This window comes from Aureispira anguillae (genome assembly GCF_026000115.1).
GTDB lineage: Bacteria > Bacteroidota > Bacteroidia > Chitinophagales > Saprospiraceae > Aureispira > Aureispira anguillae.
Genome location: NZ_AP026867.1, coordinates 6,661,210 through 6,682,986, shown reverse-complemented (window position 1 = coordinate 6,682,986; position 21,777 = coordinate 6,661,210). Strand labels below are relative to the sequence as shown.

The 21,777-nt window shown below is 36.2% G+C and carries 11 protein-coding genes; 3 read left to right on the top strand and 8 right to left on the bottom strand.

Annotation, left to right across the window (positions count from 1 at the left end; all coding sequences use genetic code 11):
• Window positions 1–52 precede the first annotated feature (52 nt).
• Entirely contained in the window at window positions 53–1,150 is a 1,098-nt protein-coding gene (locus AsAng_RS26095; RefSeq protein WP_264790080.1) for an anhydro-N-acetylmuramic acid kinase, read from the top strand.
• 110 nt (window positions 1,151–1,260) lie between these two features.
• On the opposite strand, the gene AsAng_RS26090 is transcribed toward AsAng_RS26095, so the two are convergent.
• The 4 genes from AsAng_RS26090 to AsAng_RS26075 form a co-directional block, all read right to left on the bottom strand.
• Window positions 1,261–2,214, bottom strand: coding sequence for an energy transducer TonB (locus AsAng_RS26090; protein ID WP_264790079.1), 954 nt, complete (start codon window positions 2,212–2,214; stop codon window positions 1,261–1,263).
• Between the two features lie 453 nt (window positions 2,215–2,667).
• Complete coding sequence (locus AsAng_RS26085; RefSeq protein WP_264790078.1) at window positions 2,668–3,912, bottom strand: hypothetical protein; 1,245 nt, start codon at window positions 3,910–3,912, stop codon at window positions 2,668–2,670.
• 364 nt (window positions 3,913–4,276) lie between these two features.
• Window positions 4,277–5,359, bottom strand: coding sequence for a peptidoglycan-binding domain-containing protein (locus AsAng_RS26080; protein WP_264790077.1), 1,083 nt, complete (start codon window positions 5,357–5,359; stop codon window positions 4,277–4,279).
• Window positions 5,360–5,642: 283 nt separating this feature from the next.
• Window positions 5,643–6,836 (bottom strand): HD domain-containing protein, encoded by a 1,194-nt coding sequence (locus AsAng_RS26075; protein WP_264790076.1) that lies wholly within the window; start codon window positions 6,834–6,836, stop codon window positions 5,643–5,645.
• Window positions 6,837–7,362: 526 nt separating this feature from the next.
• Between AsAng_RS26075 and AsAng_RS26070 the strand changes: the two genes are divergently transcribed.
• Window positions 7,363–11,010: a VPS10 domain-containing protein gene (locus AsAng_RS26070; protein WP_264790075.1), complete on the top strand. Its 3,648-nt coding sequence runs from the start codon at window positions 7,363–7,365 to the stop codon at window positions 11,008–11,010.
• Window positions 11,011–11,123: 113 nt separating this feature from the next.
• Here the strand turns inward: AsAng_RS26070 and AsAng_RS26065 are convergent, their stop codons facing one another.
• From AsAng_RS26065 to AsAng_RS26050, 4 genes are all read right to left on the bottom strand, one after another.
• Window positions 11,124–12,974 (bottom strand): DNA topoisomerase IV subunit B, encoded by a 1,851-nt coding sequence (locus AsAng_RS26065; protein WP_264790074.1) that lies wholly within the window; start codon window positions 12,972–12,974, stop codon window positions 11,124–11,126.
• 348 nt (window positions 12,975–13,322) lie between these two features.
• Window positions 13,323–13,835, bottom strand: coding sequence for a hypothetical protein (locus tag AsAng_RS26060; protein ID WP_264790073.1), 513 nt, complete (start codon window positions 13,833–13,835; stop codon window positions 13,323–13,325).
• A gap of 386 nt (window positions 13,836–14,221) precedes the next feature.
• Complete coding sequence (locus AsAng_RS26055) at window positions 14,222–15,730, bottom strand: SUMF1/EgtB/PvdO family nonheme iron enzyme (protein WP_264790072.1); 1,509 nt, start codon at window positions 15,728–15,730, stop codon at window positions 14,222–14,224.
• A gap of 61 nt (window positions 15,731–15,791) precedes the next feature.
• On the bottom strand, window positions 15,792–16,799 hold the full coding sequence (locus AsAng_RS26050) for a PorP/SprF family type IX secretion system membrane protein (protein WP_264790071.1): 1,008 nt from the start codon (window positions 16,797–16,799) through the stop codon (window positions 15,792–15,794).
• A 756-nt stretch (window positions 16,800–17,555) separates the two neighbouring features.
• Between AsAng_RS26050 and porU the strand changes: the two genes are divergently transcribed.
• Window positions 17,556–21,443: a type IX secretion system sortase PorU gene (gene porU, locus AsAng_RS26045; RefSeq protein WP_264790070.1), complete on the top strand. Its 3,888-nt coding sequence runs from the start codon at window positions 17,556–17,558 to the stop codon at window positions 21,441–21,443.
• Window positions 21,444–21,777 lie beyond the last annotated feature (334 nt).

Below are 21,777 nucleotides of genomic sequence, written 5' to 3'. Positions count from 1 at the left end.
AGAAAGCGACAATATTTTGTACTTTTGAATCAAAATCTATCAAAAAATCACTATGATTTATAAAGTACTAGGTCTCATGTCTGGCAGCTCACTCGATGGGCTAGATATTGCATACTGTTCTATCCACTGGGAAGCAGGGAAAGTTATGGATTGGAAATTAATTTCAGCCGAAACACTACCATTTTCTGAAATGTGGAAAAGTAGATTAAGCAACTTGCCTAGTCAAAATGCTCTTATCTTTGCCAAAACGAATACCTATTTTGGGCATTATATGGCAGAGCTAGTTCAGCAATTTACCCATAAACATCAAGTGACTCAAGTGGATTTTATAGCCTCTCATGGGCATACTATTTTTCATAACCCCAATCAGCGGATTTCAATTCAGATTGGAGATGGTGCAGCCTTAGCAGCCAAAACAGGTTATACCACTATTTGTGATTTTAGAACTCAAGATGTAGCACTAGATGGAGAAGGGGCTCCTTTAGCTCCATTGGCCGATCATTATTTATTTAGTGGCTATGATTTTTATTTAAATCTAGGAGGAATCGCAAACCTATCTGCCAATATCAACAACCGCTGGGTTGCCATGGATTGCTGTCCAGCCAATCAGGTATTAAATACCTTAGCTAGTGAACTAGGTGCCACTTATGATGATGGAGGACAATGGGCCAGCCAAGGAACCGTCTTACAAGAACTGCTGCAACAAGCCGCTAATTTTGATTTTTATACGCAAGCTTACCCCAAATCACTAGGCAATGAATGGATTCGTCAACACATTCTCCCATTATATTTAGGGGCAGAGGGTAGCTGGCAGGATAAACTAGCAACAGCTTGTGAGCATATCGCCATTGAAATTTCCACTTGTATACAGGATATTATACAAAAAGAAAAAGTTAATAAGAATACATTTAAAGTTTTAGTAACTGGAGGTGGAGCCTTTAATCAATATCTGATGCAAACTATCAATGCTTATTGTAATCAAAAAACAACCGTTGAACTTTATTTGCCTGATGATTCCATTATTAACTTTAAAGAAGCCCTATTGATGGCACTTTTGGGAGTTTTGAGAGTCGAAAAGGTTCCCAATAGTCGAAAGGTAATTACAGGAGCGCAAAGAAATACTGTTAATGGTGCTATTTACCAGGGTTAATACTCCATTAATTTTTAACCATAAAAAAGAGCCACGGTTACTCAATCCGTAGCTCTCCAATTTCTCTATCTAGCAATCAATAGAATAAATTTATAAATTAATTTAACGCTTTAATTTAGTCTAAATTTCACAGGCAGGTTGTAACGAACTCGAACTGGCTTACCTCGCTGTTTTCCTGGAGTCCATTTGGTAGGCATTTTATTCATCAGCTTAACAATACGAGCTGCCTCTTTGCCTAATCCTCCTCCTGGTTCTCTAGCAATTTTAATATCTACTACTGAGCCATCTTTATTAATAACAAAGCTAATAACAACAATTCCCTCAATCCCATTTTCTCTTGCCATAGTTGGATACTTGATATTATTGTAAATAAAGTTCAATAATTTCTGATCCGCACATGTCTTTTTAGCAGCATTATCCCCTGCTTGGTCCTCACAACCAGGGAAACGAGGCATTTGTTCTGCCACTAATACAATGTCGTCCGTTTTTGATTCTGGTTCTTCTGGCTCTGGTTCTATGGCAATTACAGGCGGCAAGGTCACGGCATTAGGATCTGTAGGTCCAGTATAAGTGCTTGGAGTTGGGCTAACCTCAACGGTCGGTTCAAGTGGCTCTACCTTTGGAGGCTCTGGTTTGTCCACTACCTTCACAACTGGGCTAGGTTTTGGAGGAGGAGGAGGTAAAGCAGGAGGCATTTTTGGTTTTTCATGAGCGGTATTGGGCATCTCCATTTCAATGGGTTCTGGCTCTACAAACAAATCTGCTAAAACCTGTTCACTGGTAAATTGTGTCCATGCAAAAAGAATAAAAACAGCCGCCATTGCAGCCGCAAAGCCTGCCAATTTAATATTTCTACCATGTTTGTGTAAATCTACTGCTTCATATTTTCGAACCAAAGAAGAAGTCGAATGAACGGGATTGGTTCTCATTCGATCTGTTTGTTGATTAAAATAAGTTTTTGTAGCAAAAATACCTAAATAAATAGCAACCCCAACAGCCGCTAACCCAAGTACAACCTGTCCCCCACTCAATATTAGGGTAGACATAGCAAATAATGTATTCATAATGTTCAAGAATTGTAGTTACTACCAAACATAGGGTTTGATATTAAAAAAGTTTCATTCTAGGCATAGCAGAGCCCTTAAGTTATTGGGTAATTGCCCAATACTTTTGTGGTTGTCATGCCTTATTTTTTTGTGGTGAATATTTAGTTGGTGTGTAAAGCAGGGCAGACCTTTTGCCTGCCACTAAAACTTTATCGTCAGAAAAAATTCAAACCGTCTATCCTATTTCTTAATAAAAATCATCGACCTGCTTGATTCCTCTTCATTGTTGTCAATTCATATACCTTTGTTCATCTATCCTAGGTATTTGATTATATAGATGTCGGTTCTTTTTATTTTGGTGTATCCACTCAAAAAAAAATAGTCATCCATAAAAATGAATGACTACTAAAATATTGTTACATCTAAATACTTACTACGCTAGTAGTATTTTGTATTAATACTCCGTTAATTTTATTCTTCTTCCTTTGACAAATCATTGGTCTGTTCCTCTGTATCTTTTACCGCCTCACCTTTTTCAGCAACCGACTCTGACTCCTTTTCAACAGGAATTTCTGCTTCCGCTTGAGGAGCATCTTCTACAGGAGCCTTAGTAGCTTCTTCTTTAGCTTTAGCCTCAGCTTCCTTTTTTGCAGCAGCTTCTTCCCTTTCTTTTCTTGCCAAGTTACGAGCATGTTTAGTTTCCAACTCCTTCATAGTTTTATGCATATCGTCCAATTTTTTTCTTTTAGAATCAATACGCTCTTGAATTAACTTAGCACGAACTTCACGGAGTTGCGTTTCTAATTGGTTGACATCACTAGAATTAATTTTGTTATTCTGTATGACTAATTCTTTTTCATCTCTCCCTATTGATTTTTCCATCTTATCAATGGCACCTTTTAATCCTTCTATACGGCGTGTAAGGCGACCTTCGGGAGAACTATTAGGAGAGCGTTTTGCCTTAACTGTTTTAAAAGCCCGATCTATGCGCTCCCACAATTTAGAACGTAAAACCCTAGTTAATTTAGAATTTTTGAAGGTCTGTTGCAGTGATTTTAATTGATCAAATATTCTATGTAAATCAGCCCCTTCTTGTTCAATTTGCTCTTCGATTGGTTGTAACTTAGCTAATAATTGTTCATAATTTTGAGTGGCCTCAGATTCAAATTTTGCATCCTCTTGTGAACGCATCTTTTTGAGTTGAGCAAAAAGCTCATTGGTTCTATTCCGTAAGGTGTTGGTATGCTCTCTAAATAAATTCTGCTCACTAACCTGTGCCTGTACTTTTGCCCAAAAACTTTTCATGGTCTCCCACATATCCTTAGAATAGGATTTTAGTTGATCTACCTGCTCTTGGAGCTCATCCAATTCGACCTGATAATTTTTATATAGTTTAGTAGATAAGACGATAAAAATCCATTCTGTTTGAGTCCGAGCTAATAATTCGCTTTTCTCGGTATTTATGCTTTCAGGTAACAAACTATTACTTGCTGAAAGTGGATTTTCCGTTGCTGCTACCCCCTCAGGAAAAGCGACCGCTTCTCCCTTTCTCCACTGTTCCATTAAAGCTTTTGAAAAGTCCTCAGATGCCGATTCACCTTCAAATATCCAAGATTTAACCTTATTTGTTTCGGGATTTAACTCTAAGGCTAATAACACTTTTTCTGTATTCTCTTCAGTCCCCTTGGTTCCCCACAATACAAGTTTTGTTTTCATAACACTTCTTTCGGTAATTTATAATCAAGACTAAGACAGCCTATGTGTACAAGTATATTTAATAATAAATTGTTTTTACCCATTTGTATAGACAATTATATATCAATGTCATTTTTATAAAAAAAATTACCTCCATTTTTTTTTAGAGACGTTTTTATCTAAAAAAAACAATAATATTTGAAAAAATCGACTATATAACAAACAAACTACTGTAACAACAAAAAATACTAATAAATAGTTCGTCCACTAATTTAAGGTTTCTTTTGCAAAAAGAAAGACCTCTTGTCTTAAAAATAAGCACAAGAGGTATTTTTTTTGCAATAAAAATTTTGTTTCTTTTAAAACAAATTGCTATTTATTTCTTTTAGTAACTAACACCCAATGCTTTAAGCGTTTCAAAGTCTAATTGTCCAATAGGTAGCCCATTTTCCTTTTGGAATTTAACTAAAGCACTCTTTGTTTGTCTTCCCATAATATTATCAACAGGACCTGGATCATAACCTCTAGATTTTAGAGCAGCTTGGATCTCTCTAACCTTAACAGCGTTAATTTTGTTTTGACACAATACCTCACGCCATTCTGAAAAACCACCCGCTTTTACTAAACGACGATTAGAAACCGTTCTATATTGCGCAGGAATTTCAGTCACTCTAGTTTCAGCAGGTGTCACTAAAACTGTCTTTTTTACATTTTTATACTCAGCAGGAATTTCTATGGTTCTAGTTTCAGCAGGACGAACAACAACCGTCTTGGTAATTGTTTTATACTCTGCTGGAATTTCTACTCTTCTAGTTGTAGGAGGTGTTTTCATTACACGATCCGTTGTTGTTTTATACTCAGCAGGAATCACCACCTCTTTTGTTGTAGGAGGCGTTTTCATTACCGTCTTGGTTAATGCTTGATATTGAGCAGGCACCTCAACCAAACACCAAACCAAACAATCTTCAGGATCTTGTGATAGACAATTTTTATCTCCTTTACGTTTTACCCATTTAGTAGAAGCAGGTGAGATTTCGATTTGCTCGGTTACAGTTTCATAAACAGCAGGCACCTCTACTAATTTTATTTCTTCGGGACGCACCATAATTCGGCTATCCACATTTTCATAGACAGCAGCAACGGGCTCTAGTCTAAAAGAAACAGGTTTTACTTCTATGCGTTCTGTTACGGTTTCATAAACAGCAGGTACAATTTCTAATCGAGTAGCAGCCCCTTTTACTTCTACTCGTTCCTCTGCTTCTTGAAATTGAGCAGGAATAATTTCCAAACGCTGAGTTGCTTGCTTGGTGAGCACCTCCTCCGTTAGGTTTTCATATTCATCAGGAATCATACATTTAGCATAACATTTACCAGGCTCTGCATTAGGTGGATAGTCCTGCGCCAAACTCGTGTTATAAAAAGATACTGCTAATAAACCAATACAAAAAAAGTTATTCATTTTTTTCATGTGATATATTTTTTAAATTAATTGGATGGTTCTTCTTCTCTTTTTAAATATTAAAATTCAAAAATTTTTAGAGTCCAATACAAAATAAATACTGTTACCAATAATATGTGTTATGATAAATATATTATAATTCTTTCTCATTTGATACAAACGTATCTTTTTTATTTTTAGGAGAAAGTATCATTCTTGCCAAAAAAGTATTTTTTTTTGCCTTAAAATATTCTTTTTTTTAATATTGAAAATTTTAAATAATATATATTCTTCATAAATTGTTTTTTGGGTTCTACTTGGGGTAACAGGCGTAATATTTCACCACTTCTTTTTGTTGTATGCTATGTTCTTGCCATTCGGAGATTGGTTTTGTTGTTTTATCTTTTAATAAAATAAGTATTTCTTCCTTTCCTAATTTATAAGCACGATTGGCTTCCTGCCCTTCAAAGACTAAATAAGACAATTCATCTTCCGTCAAAAAGGGGTATCTTTCTTTAATTTTGTTGCTCATTTTTTCAAAAGAGGCAGCATCAATAGGTTTATCTCTAAGATCTATTTTGAGCAACTTTCGTTCGAGTAAGTTTTTGGACAAAAACGATAAAATAAAATCAGAATGTCCTTCAAAAGCCTTAATTGCCGACATAATGTCGATATCATCCAACTTATAAAAATGTTTTATGATTTCCTCGCTATTCTCCTTCAGTTCCTTTGGGGTTAATCGTTGTTTCAAAAAATAATGCAACGTTTCTGATATAGGAAGTTTGCTTCCTTGCTCCAACAAATATCGAGCTCTTTGGGCTATCTTTACCAACATTTCTCCTGAACAAATGACATTTTTATGGAGATAAACTTGCCAATACATTAGTCGCCGAGCAATTAAAAAGTTTTCAACGGAATAAATGCCTTTAAATTCTATCACTAATTTATCATTATGCACATTTAGCATTTTCAGCAAGCGGTCGTACCCAATGTTCCCCTCCTGTACTCCTGTAAAAAAACTATCTCTAGTCAAATAATCCATTCTATCCATATCCAACTGACCTGATACAAGCTGGTATAAAAATTTCTTTGGATATCTATTTTTAAAAATTTTTAGTGCTAAATCAAGTTTTCCATCAAATTCTTGATTCAATTGCTCCATTAATAAAACCGAAATAGATTCATGATTAATGTCTATCAAGCAATGTTCTAATGAATGTGAAAAAGGACCATGTCCTAAATCATGCAATAAAATCGCAATAGTAACCGCTTCCGCCTCCTCATCTGTTATCTTGACTCCTTTATTTCTAAGTGCTTGGATCGCCTGCCTAGTCAAATGCATCGCTCCTATAGAATGATGAAACCGATTGTGCATTGCACCAGGATACACATAATGAGTCAATCCTAATTGGGTAATACGTCTTAATCTTTGAAAATAGGGATGTTCTATTAATTTTGAAATAATTCCTTTGGGAATTTCTATTAATCCATAAATTGGATCATTCATAATTTTGTACCCGATATTAATCATAATTTTCGATCCCTCCTCATTTATCAAATAAAAAAATAATTATTTATTTATTACCTATTTTTATCAACATACAAACCAAGCAGATAACTGACAGACTTACAGTACACTTACAAAACAACAATAAATCCATTTTATTTTTTGGATTGAACCTTAATCAAAGTCAACAAATAATTAGTTGAATACATATTAATAATTATTTAACTTCATAAGCTATTTCAATCGTACACCTAAAAAAAAAATATCTTACTCCTCCTTTACCCCAAAAGAATATTATTATATTTTTGCTCCTAAAACACAGTAGAATATTACAAATAAAAAACAAAAAACCAAACAATCAAGCTACCGTATCACTTTTAATCAAAATAAAAAAAACATTCATTTTTTCTACTGTTTCATCATTAAAATATTTTTTTGCTTTTTTCTTTCCTAAGTTAAAAGCACTTTTCTGTTCTCTATCGCCAAATTAGAAACAGGAGAGAGACCTTATCTAATATATTAAATTATGAAAACTTTTACGGTCTTACCTCTTATTTTTTTATTTTTTGCAAGTCATAGTCTTTGGGGACAAGATACTTGGCAAAAAATGATTCACGACCCAAATGCTAATTTTTATGATATACAACAAGCTTACGAAAATGAGCTCGGAAATGTTCCCTATCAAAGAGGTTTAGGGATAAAACAATACAAACGCTGGGAATATTATTGGGAAAAACGAGTAGATGAAAAAGGAAGATTTCCTGCTTCAGGACATGTACTTAATGAAATGGAAAACTACTATGCTACTCATTCTAATAGTAGAAACTATATTGTTGGTTCTGGCAACTGGACTTTATTAGGTCCTACACCTGTGCCCAACAATGGAACAGGTCAACTTAATGGTAATGGACGTTTAAACTGTATTACATTTCACCCAACGGATGCCAACACGGTCTATGTAGGTGCCCCTGCTGGTGGTGTTTGGAGAACAACCGATAACGGAGCAACTTGGACCCAATTCATTACAGGCTTAACTCGTCTAGGTGTATCAAGTATTGTAATACACCCAACCACACCCAACACTATGTATATTGGGACAGGAGATCGAGATGGTGGCGACGTTCCAGGCTACGGTGTCTGGCGTAGTACAGATGGCGGTCTTACTTGGAACAGCCATAATACAGGTATGGGAAACCGAACAATCAATGAACTACTCATGGATCCTACGAATCCCAACATTATGGTAGCAGCAAGTTCTAATGGATTTGTCTACAGAACAATAGATGGGGGTGCCAATTGGACGCCATCTACGTTTTTAGGTTTTAACCCCAAAGATATTGCTTATCATCCTACCAACTCTAGTATTGTTTATGCTTCTGGTGATGAATTTCATCGATCAACAGATGGAGGCGCAACTTGGACGCAAATTGTTAGTGGCGTACCAGCCGCTGTTCAGCGAATTGCACTTGCAGTATCTCCTAATCAACCCGACTGGGTTTATTTATTAGCTGGAGATGGCAATGGGTTAGTTGGTATTTATCGTTCTACCAATAGTGGTGTATCCTTTTCTACTAGAACTACCGTGCCAAATATTTTAGGGTATGAAACCAATGGCTCTGGAAATGCTAGCCAAGCTTGGTATGACCTCGTAATTGTTGCCGATCCAACCGATGCTAATACTATTTTTACAGGTGGTGTCAATTTATGGAAATCTACAGATGGTGGGGCGACCATGAATTGCGTTTCTTATTGGGTTGGTCCCTCTGGAGGAATTGACGGCGTTCATGCCGATCAACATGCGCTAGAATTTTCCCCTCATAACAATAATTTATACAATGGTAATGACGGAGGGCTTTATTTTACGGTTGATGGTGGTACTAATTGGACAGATTTAAGTGACGGTCTGGTTATTGCTCAACTTTACAAACTTGGTATTTCTCAACAAACACTGGATCGAGCCATCAATGGTTATCAGGACAATGGGACAGCAGTCAGTACGGGCACGGTTTTCTCTACTGAAATTGGCGGAGATGGAATGGAATGTATCATTGACCCTACCGATGACACCTATATGTATGGTGCACTTTATTATGGTGATATTCGTCGTTCTACCAATGGAGGTACAACCTTTGGTTCAATCACTGGTAGTATTGGCGAGCAAGGGGGATGGGTTACTCCTTACAAACTTGATCCTAATAATGCGAATCGTATGTTTGCTGGTTATGACAATATCTGGCGAAATGATGCCGTTAGAGCAGGAACTGCTTGGACGCAAATTTCTAATTTTGGAGGCACTCAAAATATAGTGGATATAGCAATTGCTCCTTCCAATAGCGATGTTGTTTATGCCTCTAGAAGTAACAATACATTCTATCGATCAAACAATGCAACAGCAGGGGCTCCTGCTTGGACTGATCTAACAGCTAATTTGCCTGTAGCAAATGAGCCTGCAGATATAGAAATTGACCCAACAGATCCTACCCATTTATTTGTAGCAATAGGAAGTAACATTTACGAATCTACGAATAGTGGTGCAAACTGGGTAGATGTTTCTGGTTCTTTGCCCAATATTTCATTAAATACAATTATTATTGACAGCGATAGCCCTGTGGATGCCATGTATGTTGGAATGGATGTTGGAGTATATTATAAGGATAATTCACTAGCAGACTGGGTTGCTTATTCTACAGGGATCCCCAACGTGGAAGTTACAGAATTAGAGATTCACTATAATGCTGCGGAATGCAAAAGCATGATTTATGCTGCAACCTACGGTCAAGGATTGTGGAAAAGCGATCTCAAAGATCCAGGAGTTGTTGCCGCTGTTGCCTGTTTTGAAGCATCTTTAACTAATGTCTGCATGGGCGAACCTGTAACGTTTACGGATCAGTCTTCCTATACTCCAACATCTTGGGTTTGGTCCATTACCCCTGCAACTTTTACATTTGTAGGAGGAACAAATGCAAATTCTCAAAATCCACAAATAAGCTTTACTGCTGCTGGAACGTATAACATTCAATTGACAGCAGGAAATGCAACAGGAAATGATATAGAAACCAAAAATAGTTATATTACAGTAAGTGCAGCAACGGTTGCTTCTGCTTTCAACGAAGATTTTGAAGGAGAACCACTATGTGGAACAGCCAATGATTGTGGCGCAACAACCTGCCCTTTAACAGGAGTACTTTGGACTAACTTGACCAATGGTACGGATGACAACATTGATTGGCGAGTAGATGAAAACGGTACAGCTTCGGCAGGAACGGGACCTAGTGTGGATTTTAACCCAGGCACCACTGCTGGCAACTATGCTTACCTTGAAGCTTCTTCAGGATGTGATGGACAAACGGCTATTTTACAATCATCTTGTATGATGTTAGATCAAAATTACAATTTTGTTTTTGGGCATCATTTATTGGGCACTAACATAGGAAGTCTTCATTTAGACATTAATGTAAATGGTGTATGGACGCTTGACATTATACCTGCTATCGTTGGCAACCAAGGAAACAGTTGGCAAACTAGTACTGCTAATTTAACTGCTTACACAGGACAAACTATAAAACTACGCATTAGAGGAATTACAGGAAATGGGTTTGAATCAGACATCGCCATTGACGATATTCGTCTAGTTCCTATTGTTCTCTTATCAACGCAATTAGAAAGCTTCTCTGCTGAATGTTTAGGCACAGGGAGTAATCTACTAAACTGGAAAATGTCTGACGACCAATTCACTGGTAATTTTTCTGTAGAAAAGTACATCCAAGAACAATGGGTTTCAATTGCCACGCTAAACAGCAAGGCACAAGGAGTAAGCTATGAATTTGCAGATCCCAATCCGTTCTTGGGAGAGAACCTATATCGTTTAGCGATCCTCAATCAGAACGGAACAAAAATATATAGCAATGCAACCGTTACCAATTGTGAAATTGACGTTTATAGTTTTGTTGTTTTCCCAAATCCATTTAAGGATGAAATTTCCTTGCAATTCCACTCCGAAATAGCGGCTTCCTTACCGTTTCGTATTACCAATTTATTAGGTCAAAACCTTATACAAGGAAACGTAAAGGCTGTTAGAGGGTTAAATACATTTACCCTACCAATGAGCGATTTACCACAAGGAGTTTATTTATTACACACGGAAGGAAAAATGATAAAATTAGTTAAGAACTAAACTAATGTTAGCCTATTAAAATCAAAGAGGTGGCAATTATTTGATAATTGCCACCTCTCTATTTTAATACGATGAAGTTGTTTACAACAATATTGTTTTTAGGAGATCTAAAATTATTCCACCACCACTGCGTCCTTTTCTATCCTTAAATTCTCAATGATGTCCTGTTGTCTACTTGCTGTGTTTTTACCCATGTAATAAGACAATAATTTTTCAATATCTGCGGAAGGACTCATTTGTACAGGTTCTAAATGAATATCCTCGCCAATAAATTGACCAAATTCACTTGGAGAGATCTCACCCAATCCCTTAAATCGGGTTACCTCAGCTGTTTTCCCCAATTGACTCATTGCACGTTGTTTCTCTTCTTCACTATAACAGTAAAAGGTTTTCTTTTTGTTCCTCACACGAAACAAGGGTGTCTCCAAAATATACAAGTGCCCATTTGTCACCAACTCTGGAAAAAATTGCAAGAAAAAAGTTAACAATAACAAACGAATATGCATACCATCAACATCTGCATCTGTTGCAATAATGACCTTACTATACCTTAAGTCATCCAAGCCATTTTCTATATTTAGGGCATGTTGCAAAAGATTAAACTCTTCATTTTCGTACACTACCTTTTTGCTCAGATTATAACAATTTAAAGGTTTTCCACGCAAACTAAAAACGGCTTGCGTCTGTACATTTCTAGCTTTAGTGATAGAACCACTAGCAGAATCCCCCTCTGTTATAAATAACATTGTTTCATTTGCCCCTTCCTTATTGGTATTATAATGCAAACGACAATCTCTCAATTTTTTATTGTGCAAATTTGCTTTCTTAGCTCTAGTATTTGCCAACTTTTTTATTCCTGCTATTTCTTTCCGCTCTCGTTCCGATTGAATGATTCGTTTTTGTATAGCTGTTGCTACTTCAGGATTTTTGTGCAAAAAGTTATCTAGCTTTTCTTTTATAAAATCTCCGACAAAAACATTTAGACTAGGTCCTTCAGGTCCTACATTGATAGACCCCAGTTTAGTTTTTGTTTGCGATTCAAAAACAGGTTCTTGAACCCTTACGCTAATCGCAGCAACAATTGCCGTACGAATATCCGAAGCGTCATAATTTTTGCCATAAAAATCACGAATTGTCTTTACCAAAGCTGCTCTCAATGCATTTAGGTGCGTTCCTCCCTGCGTTGTATTTTGGCCATTAACAAAAGAACTGTATTGCTCTCCATAATGATTGCCATGTGTCATCGCCAATTCGATGTCCTCTCCCTTTAAGTGGATAATAGGATAACGAATTTTTTCAATATCAACACGTTTGGTCAACAGGTCGAGCAATCCATTTTTAGATACAAATGACTTTCTATTAAATGTCAATCTTAAACCTGCATTCAAATAGGCATAGTCCCAGATTCTATCTTCAATATACTGTTGATTAAATTTATAATTTTTAAAGATAGAATTATCAGGTCTAAATTCAATGTATGTACCATTGGGTTCTTCTGTTGCTTGGAGCTTGTTATCTTCTTGCAAATTTCCCTGCTCAAAAATAGCCGTTTTCATCTTACCTTCTCGATAAGAACAAACCTTAAAATAAGTAGACAACGCATTAACTGCCTTTGTTCCTACTCCATTCAAACCTACTGCTTTTTGAAAAGCATTAGAATCATATTTTCCACCTGTATTGATTTTAGAAACACAATCCACTACTTTCCCCAAAGGTATTCCCCTACCATAATCACGTAAGGTCATCATCCCATCCTCTGTAAGTTTGATCTCTATCTTTTTTCCAGCCCCCATCATATATTCATCAATAGAGTTATCAATAACCTCTTTGAATAAAATATAGATACCATCATCTGGAGCAGTACCATTCCCCAATTTCCCAATATACATACCAGGACGTAAACGAATGTGTTCTTTCCAATCAAGTGACCGAATATTATCTTCTGTATATTTTGTTGTTGCCATTTGTAACATTTAGTGATTTCAAATAGGTTTTGGGGAGTAGAAATATAAAAAATTGTATCCAAAATGCAAAAATTAGAGGATCACAAGGTTATATTTCTAACTGCTTGGGGCTTATACTTGAAGAACGCTCCTTCTAAATGAAAAAGCCCACAAAACAAATATAAGATATCTTAGAAGAAAAAACAAATTGTTTCAAAAATATAATAATATAGGTTTCTTACTAATTTTATTATAAGTTATAGGTCGTAAGTCGTATGTTTAGTCTCTGTTAATACAGGACATACGACTTACGACCTATAAACTTTCTTCTAAACTACGTAATAGAGTTGTCAAAGAACCAATAAACCTTTACACTCCTGCAAACTCTATTGAAGCGATCGCTTTAAGTATCACTTCTAAATATTTGTGCTGATTGTTGTAAATTTCATTCGGCAGGATAATATAAGTCTCATTGTTTTGATTCGTCTTAATAAACTGATATAGTTTATTGCCTTCTTTCTGGTAAGAACAACCCATAAAACCATTTGGATAAGTATATTGCTCTAAAATAACACCTCCTTCTTTTTCTATTTGCTCAATTAATTGAGGCAAAGAAATGGGCATTTTGAGTCTTACTTTATCAAAAGTAGCTTGAACACTAGAATGGCTGCTATTTCCATCATTATATGAGATCTGATATCCTGAATTATCACCACTATGGGAAGGAGCATCGTATTCAAGGATTGAATTAGCGGGCAGTATTAACTTCAGTCCAAATTCTTCTAAATCAAATTCTACTTCTTTGTGTATTCTGGTACATGAGAATGAAATTGCAACAATTAATAAAGATACAAAAAATAATGTGGTAGATTTTTGGTTCATAATAAGGGATATTAAATAATATGATAAATTTAAGTACTTAAAAGGTTCTAATTATTGAGCAAATCTATTTTCTTAATTATATACTATCAAATCAAAAAACAGCACTTTCTCCAATATTCAAACCCCAATTTTCCACTTAACCATCTACTAAACAAGGCATTAAACACTACTAATTGTGGCATTCAAACTATTTAGTTTTAAGGAAAATTATAGGACTGCAAAATTAAACCAAATAACTTACAAAATCAAACAAAATAAACATTTAAGTTACATTTGTTATTTATTTAACATTCCAATCACAAACCTCTAATCCGATCCACCTAATAAAAAAGCGTTTCAATCTAAAGATTGAAACGCTTTTTAGAATTCTAAGAATTCGGTATATTTTAATATCTTCTCTTCGTTTGACGTTTAGTCGTTCTAATTTGATTTCCACCAGGAGCACCATTTCCTTTTGGAGATCCTGTACGAGTCATCGCACAACGGAAACCTAAGTAAGCAGATGATTTATCTTCTTCTAAGAAACGTCTAGTACCTGGAGACATCCAATAAGCTCTATCATTCCAAGCACCACCTTTATAAACACGAGATTTGTCAGAAACCAAACTGTGCTTTCCATATTCGTAAGTAGCTTCAGATTGAGCATCACCATCTAAATGGTTAATAACGTTAGAGAACTGGAAGTTTCTTCTAGTAGCGATTTCATCCGCATCTAACTCTTTATATTTTAAACGACCTGGCGCAATAGAATCATTGTCCAATTGAGGCTTACCATCTGCATCTAGCTCTACTTCCATAAAGACATTACCACGATAAGGATTCAAATCCTGCGTTTCAACATCTCTTAATGTAGTACTTGTCATAGGACGATAAACATCTTGTACCCATTCGTTAACATTACCAGCCATATTATACAAACCATAATCGTTAGGCACATAAGAACGAACAGGAGCAGTAATAGATGCATTATCATTTAATGCACCAGCCATCCCCATATAGTCACCACGTCCACGCTTAAAGTTAGCAACAATCATACCTTGGTATTTTCCATGTTGAGGATAACGTACAGTAGTACCATCCCAAGGATAAATTCTACGATCAGAAATACGTTCATCTCTAGCATAAGCTTGATTCCCCACTAAAGCCAAAGCTGCATATTCCCACTCTGCTTCCGAAGGCAAACGGTAGTCAGGTAAGATAATACCATCTTCAAACTTTACAGGACGCTCTTCGCCAGTAGAAGCAGCCACCATTGGTTTTTCTCCTGGTTCAGCTTCATACAAACCTGCTAGGTAAGAATCTGTAACAAAATTGTTAGCACCTTGCTGTCCTTCCATATCAGCACTAATCTTGCCCGTTTCAATAAGAATCATTTCATTAACACGGTCCGTTCTCCATTTGCAATATTCTTGAGCTTGCAACCAAGAAACACCAACCAATGGATAATCCATGTAGGCAGGGTGACGCAAATAAGTTTCAACGTAAGGCTCGTTATAAGAAAGTTCTTCTAACCAAACCAATGTATCAGGCAATGCTTTTCTATGCAATTGAGGCATAGAAGAATGTACCCGATTCAACCAAAACAAATATTCTAAATAATCTATATTAGAAACTTCCGTTTCATCCATATAAAAAGAAGATACCGTTACACGACGAGGAATCCCACGGTAATCTTTCATAACGTCCTCTTCTGTTTGCCCCATATTGAAGGTACCCCCTTCAATAAAAACAAGGTTCGGACCAGTTGCTTGACCTTGATAGTCCATGGGCTTTTCAAAACCTCCCCATTCTTGGGAATTGTACGCCCACCCTGTAGTACTAGAGCGTTCTTCCTTCTTACAAGAAGACATTGCTACCAACATACCAAGCAGTCCTAATAAAAATATTTTCTTCATTACGAGCTAAGATTTTTTATGATCTAAATAAAAGGCTAACAAATTTAGTAAATTTTTTAAATTACCTAAATATTTCTAGGCAATCATTGTATCTATTTCGATGTTTTCGTTTTTTATTTTCAAAGTTCAGCGTCAAAGAGATCTCATGTGCTCCTCCTGATTCTGCTCCTAATTTAGACACAGTCCAATCGTAACTGTACCCAAGTTTGAAAACACCTTTTTGAATACCTACCATAAATATAACGGCATCAGCATTTGTAAAAGTATGCCGAAACCAAATTCCTCCTAAAAATATTCCATATCTAAGGTAGGCACCAAGATTTAACTGATGAAACGTTTGTTGTTTAACAAACATAGCATTTGGAGATAAAAACGCTTTATTTCCTAATTTATTGCGTTTAGACAAACGAATTTCGCTTCCAATATGAATTGTATACCTCAAAGGCAATTCGTCAGAACCATCTTCGTATTCTTTTAAGAATCGTTCTTTAGGTGCTGTTAAATGCTTTAGAGAAATTCCACCATAAAAATAGGGGGTGTTCAATAACAATCCAGTTCCTAAATCAAAATAATTAATACTTTGACTCCCCTGTATCTCATTGGTCGGGTTTGCATTTCCATTGATGTCAACCGCTCCTGTGGCTAAATTCAATTGATCCAAAAACACCAACTTATTCCACGCTAAGCGAGAATTGACAAAATTGGCTTCTATTCCAGCACGAATATAGAACTTTTTTGAAAAGCGAATGTCATAAGCATAAAATAACCCAACTCTATAAGTTGAATAAATACCTCCTCCCGCAACATCCGCTTCCACTAAAGCCCCTAAACCACTGTTAGCTTTAGGAAGATAATGACTAATACCTACCGCATAAGTAGAATAAGCATTGGGTATGTTAGGCCATTGATTTCTATAGTTTAAGGTTATAACAGGAGCTTCTACCAAACCAGTCAAAGCGGGATTAAGTTGCATTGGTGCTGCAAAAAACTGACTATAAACGGGATCTTGTGCGACTAATCTTGCAGAAAATAGTGTCATCCCCAAAAGTATAAGAAGTTTATATTTCATAATGTAGATGGGTTAAAATCATATGCATCAAAAAATAAATAAGTAGTTGGGGCACTTATCTTAATAATCTATTAACGGTAATAAATGTACACTTATTTTTGATTCTATCGAATTCCTTTTTATTAAAACAAACTATTTACAGACAATAGCTGCTAAAAAGTTGCCTTAATTTAATAATTGGCAATAATAATTAAGGAAGTTACTTACCTCCTTTATTATAAACCTACAAGCTGACGCTGCTCACAATCCTTCAACTACCTCGTTTTTGCAATTACTACTAAAAATTTAACCAACCAACAAAGCCCTGCCTTTTACAAAATAGCCGTTCTTACAAAAATTGTTTTTTTATGGCATCAACATATCTCAACTTGTATACGTTTTATCAATTAGTAGTCCATTAATTACTTTTGTGTGATCAACACATTAGCCCTACTAATCGGCTATGTTTTTAGAATTTCAAAATACATCCTTTAACATTGTTTTATGCTGTAGTTCTACTTTTTATACTCGATAGATTAATGACATTTTGTCTTACGAGATAATTATACTGCTATTCCTTGGTCTATGTTACGAATATAACCTAGGTAGCTTATAATTCTGGTTTTCTATAGAGGAAAATAGTTACAATCACATTCCTTAAACACTGTTTTAGCAAGCAAATTGTGATAGATGGTCTACACTAGTATAGGCATATACCTACTCTACAATGCGTTCATAGTTGTTTGCTATATAGTAATTCTAAAAACACAAAACATAATGCTTCAAACAACATTAAAGGCATTGCTCCTATCCTTATTAATTAGTACGAATGTTTATGCTCAACTTATTACTGAGCCCATTCTTATTCAATGGGAGGAACAACCTCGACAATACAAAATCGCTCAAGATCATATCCTACATTATATGTATTTTGAAGAGGCTAGTTACGATGAGGCTAATCCACAATTTCCTATTTATTCTAAACAAATCGAACTAACGAATTATGGCGAGCTGAAGGCTAGGTTGGTCAATGAGCAATATACACCGCTTGTGAATACAACCCATTTAGATTTGAGCCAGATTGGGGATATAAAGGTAGAAACTGCTGTTTCTTTTGAGCGTAGAAAGCCTGTTGGAATGATCCATTTTAATCCCATTCGAAAAAATCCAACCACGGGGCAATATGAAAAACTAGTGAAGGCAGATTTACAACTTAATCTCTTAAGCAAGCCTTCTCCTTATAATAGTTCTAGAAATGCTAGAAATTTTGCTACTACTTCTAAATTCGCTGATGGACAAATTTACAAAATTGCCGTCACCAATACTGGCGTACAAAAATTGAACTATGATTTCTTAAAAAGCATTGGTATTGATGTTGACAATATTGATCCTAGAAAAATTCAACTCTTAGGTAATGGTGGCAAAGCCTTGCCTGAACGAATGGATGTTACCATTGCCGATGATTTGGTCGAAAATCACATCTTTGTAGCAGGAGAAGCCGATGGCAATTTTGGACAAAATGACTATATCTTATTCTATGGTGTCAGCACTCAAAATTGGGAATATAATACTACTGCAACCTGTGCTAAATTTAAACACAGCATCAATCCTTATACCAACGAAAGCTATTATTTTATAAAAATCGCTTCAACGAACGGGCTTCGCATGAGCAATCGAGCATCTACGGGTGCTTCTAGCTATACAACCGATGCTTATGATGCATTAGCCCACCACGAAGTCGATCAAACCAATTTGATGGAGGAGGAATCTGCACTCCCTCCTTCAGGTCGAGAATGGTATGGTGAATCCTTTAGAATTACTCGGACTAGGGACTTTAAGTTTGATTTCAAAAATAGAATTGAAAGTGAACCAGTTGCTATCCAATCCGATTTAGCCGTTCGTGTATTTACTCCTGGAACTGCTACTCTAGCAGCCAATGGGCGCTCTATGGGGCCTCCGATCAATGCTGTTACGACCAGTGTTGACCCCTATGTTGCTTATGCCAAACGTTTAACCTTTCCTTGTACCCCCACTGTCTTAGCGGGTCAAGATGTTGAGGTGCAAATTAACCTTAATCATGTTAGTTCTGCTGCGGATATGTGGCTGAATTACCTATCGGTTCAAGCTCGTTGCCAATTAAATTTCGCTGGCGGTCAACTCCCTTTTAGAGATAGTCGTTCGCTTGGTCAAAACAGTGCGACTTATCAAATTGCCAACGCCAATAACATTACCTTATGGGATGTCAGTGATCCTAGTCATGTTGTGATCCAAGAATATACGGGCTCTAATACCATTAGTTTTGGTGCTGATGCTTCTATCCTTCGTGAATTTGTTGCTTTTGACAACAATCAATTTTATCGCCCATTGGATAGAGGACCTGTTAACAATCAAAACTTACATGCCATTACTTCTCCTCCAGATGCTGTTTTTGTTGTTCACGCTAGCTTAAAAGCACAAGCAGAGCGTTTAGCTGCTCATCGACGTACACAAGATAATATGACTGTAGATGTCATTGATGTCGCTGATATTTATAATGAATTTGCTGCTGGAAAACCTGATGTTACCGCTATTCGTGATTTTTGTAGAATGCTTTATGAAAGAGAAACTCCAACGCACAAATTTACACATCTATTGCTCTTTGGTATTGGTTCTTTTGATTACAAATCGATTGGTGAAAATCGCACTACGGAGAACAGTCCCAACTTGGTTCCTGTCTATGAAACCCAAGAGTCCATGCATCCCATCAATACCTATACTTCTGACGATTATTTTGCGTTGTTGGATCCCCAAGAAAGAATGTCTACCTTTAGCTTACTCGACATTGCTGTTGGAAGATTGCCTGCTGCTGATATAAAAGAAGCGACTATCTTTGTTGATAAAATAATAGATTACGAAACCAATCCTACTGTACTCAAAGACTGGAAAAACCGACTTTGTTTTGTAGCCGATGATGGAGACAGTAATTTACATTTTTACGATGCTGAGGGTATTGCAATCACTTCTGGGCATGAAGATAGTACTTACAACATCGAAAAGGTCTATTTGGATGCCTACAAACAGGTGAGCACTTCTGGCGGAGAACGTTATCCCGATGCTAAAAATTCTCTTTTAGACATTCTTTTTAAAGGTAGTTTTATTGTGAATTATCTAGGGCATGGAGGAGATGATGGATGGGCACAAGAACGAGTCTTTACAAGTCGAGATATTCGTAATCTATCGAACCAAAATAAGTTGCCACTATTTATTACTGCAACTTGCTCTTTTGGTCCTCACGATGACCCCAATATTGTTTCGGCAGGAGAACTATTGCTTTTAAATCCTTATGGTGGTGCCATTTCTATTTTAACAACAGTACGGGTTGTTATCGCCTCTCACAATGAACGTTTGGTGAAAAATACATTTAATGTCATTTTTGAAAAAAAGGCCAATGGTCAAATGCCTACGACTGGCGAAGTTCTTAAAATGGCAAAAAATAAAGCAGCAATTTCTCCTCCACTCAATTCTAGAAAGTATGCACTGTTGGGAGATCCTACTATGAAATTAGCCTATCCTAAATACACCATCAGAAGCACGAGCATCAATGGTCGTCCTATTACAGCCAATAGCCAAGATACCATCAAAGCTTTAGAATTCGTGACTATTTCTGGAGAAGTCGTAGACGACAATGGCGTTAAAGTAGATTTTGACGGCACCATTTACCCTACTGTTTTTGACAAACAAGATCGTCTGTTTACCTTAGGTAATGATAGAGAGAGTACCCCTGATGATTTTTTCTTGCGCAAGAAAATTATATTCAAAGGACAAGCAAGCGTCGAAGATGGAGACTTTACCTTCTCCTTCGTTGTTCCCAAAGATATTAACTACACCTTAGGCTATGGTAAGTTGTCTTATTATGCCGAAGATGGCAGCAAAATGGATGCTCATGGACATTATAGTAAATTGGTTGTTGGTGGATCTAACCCTAATCCCGCTGTTGATAATCAGGGTCCTGAAGTATTGGTTTATATGAATACAGAGGAGTTTGCAAGAGGAGGAATTACAGATAATAATCCTAAGTTATTGGTCAAATTATACGATGAAAATGGTATTAATACCGTTGGAAATAGCATTGGGCATGACTTGACGGCTAAGTTAACCACTCCTAAACAGGAGGTAGAAGAGTATATTCTTAATGATTTTTATGAAGCTACTAAAGATGATTATACTAGAGGAACGGCTATTTATCCGCTAAAAGACCTTGCTCCTGGCTTGCATACCGTAAAAGTAAAGGCTTGGGATGTTTACAACAATCCAGGGGAGGGATCTACAGAGTTTGTCGTTGCAGAATCAGCAGATATGGCATTAGCGCACGTCCTCAACTATCCCAATCCATTTACCACCAGCACTAATTTTCAATTTGAACACAACTTCCCTTATCAATCGCTAGAGGTTCAAGTTCAAATATATACCATTTCTGGGCGGCTAATAAAAACCATCGATCATGATGTTAATGCAGAAGCCAACAATGGCTATCGGGTGGATGGCATTCATTGGGATGGTCTTGATGATTATGGCGATAGAATTGGCAAAGGCGTTTATATTTACAAGATTTTTGTACAAACAGAAGGGGCTGCTGACAAAACAAAACAAAGCAGCGAATTTCAAAAACTCGTCATTCTAAAATAGGATACTATTAGGTATTAATTCTATTGGTTTGTAACCTGTACTACTATATAGATACAGGTTACAAACAATGTTATATAATGATACAATTGCTAATGGTATTCTCATTTTCAACCTACTCTTTTGTTCATTTACCCGCCATTTGCTAATTAAGGGCTTAATTGATCCACAGCTAATCTCTATAAAAATCATTTTTTTCAAAAAAAGCATCAACACATTCCAAGTTTTCCACGTTCTATAGAAACATGGGTCATAAATAAGTGATCTAGTTTTTAGAATTCCAGAACAACTGTTTTAATACCATCTATGATATAATTTTACATTAACAACTAAATAA

Coding starts and splice junctions, on each gene's coding strand:
- AsAng_RS26095 (WP_264790080.1), top strand. CDS start 53: ATGATTTATAAAGTACTAGGTCTCATGTCTGGCAGCTCACTCGATGGG.
- AsAng_RS26090 (WP_264790079.1), bottom strand. CDS start 2,214: ATGAATACATTATTTGCTATGTCTACCCTAATATTGAGTGGGGGACAG.
- AsAng_RS26085 (WP_264790078.1), bottom strand. CDS start 3,912: ATGAAAACAAAACTTGTATTGTGGGGAACCAAGGGGACTGAAGAGAAT.
- AsAng_RS26080 (WP_264790077.1), bottom strand. CDS start 5,359: ATGAAAAAAATGAATAACTTTTTTTGTATTGGTTTATTAGCAGTATCT.
- AsAng_RS26075 (WP_264790076.1), bottom strand. CDS start 6,836: ATGAATGATCCAATTTATGGATTAATAGAAATTCCCAAAGGAATTATT.
- AsAng_RS26070 (WP_264790075.1), top strand. CDS start 7,363: ATGAAAACTTTTACGGTCTTACCTCTTATTTTTTTATTTTTTGCAAGT.
- AsAng_RS26065 (WP_264790074.1), bottom strand. CDS start 12,974: ATGGCAACAACAAAATATACAGAAGATAATATTCGGTCACTTGATTGG.
- AsAng_RS26060 (WP_264790073.1), bottom strand. CDS start 13,835: ATGAACCAAAAATCTACCACATTATTTTTTGTATCTTTATTAATTGTT.
- AsAng_RS26055 (WP_264790072.1), bottom strand. CDS start 15,730: ATGAAGAAAATATTTTTATTAGGACTGCTTGGTATGTTGGTAGCAATG.
- AsAng_RS26050 (WP_264790071.1), bottom strand. CDS start 16,799: ATGAAATATAAACTTCTTATACTTTTGGGGATGACACTATTTTCTGCA.
- porU (WP_264790070.1), top strand. CDS start 17,556: ATGCTTCAAACAACATTAAAGGCATTGCTCCTATCCTTATTAATTAGT.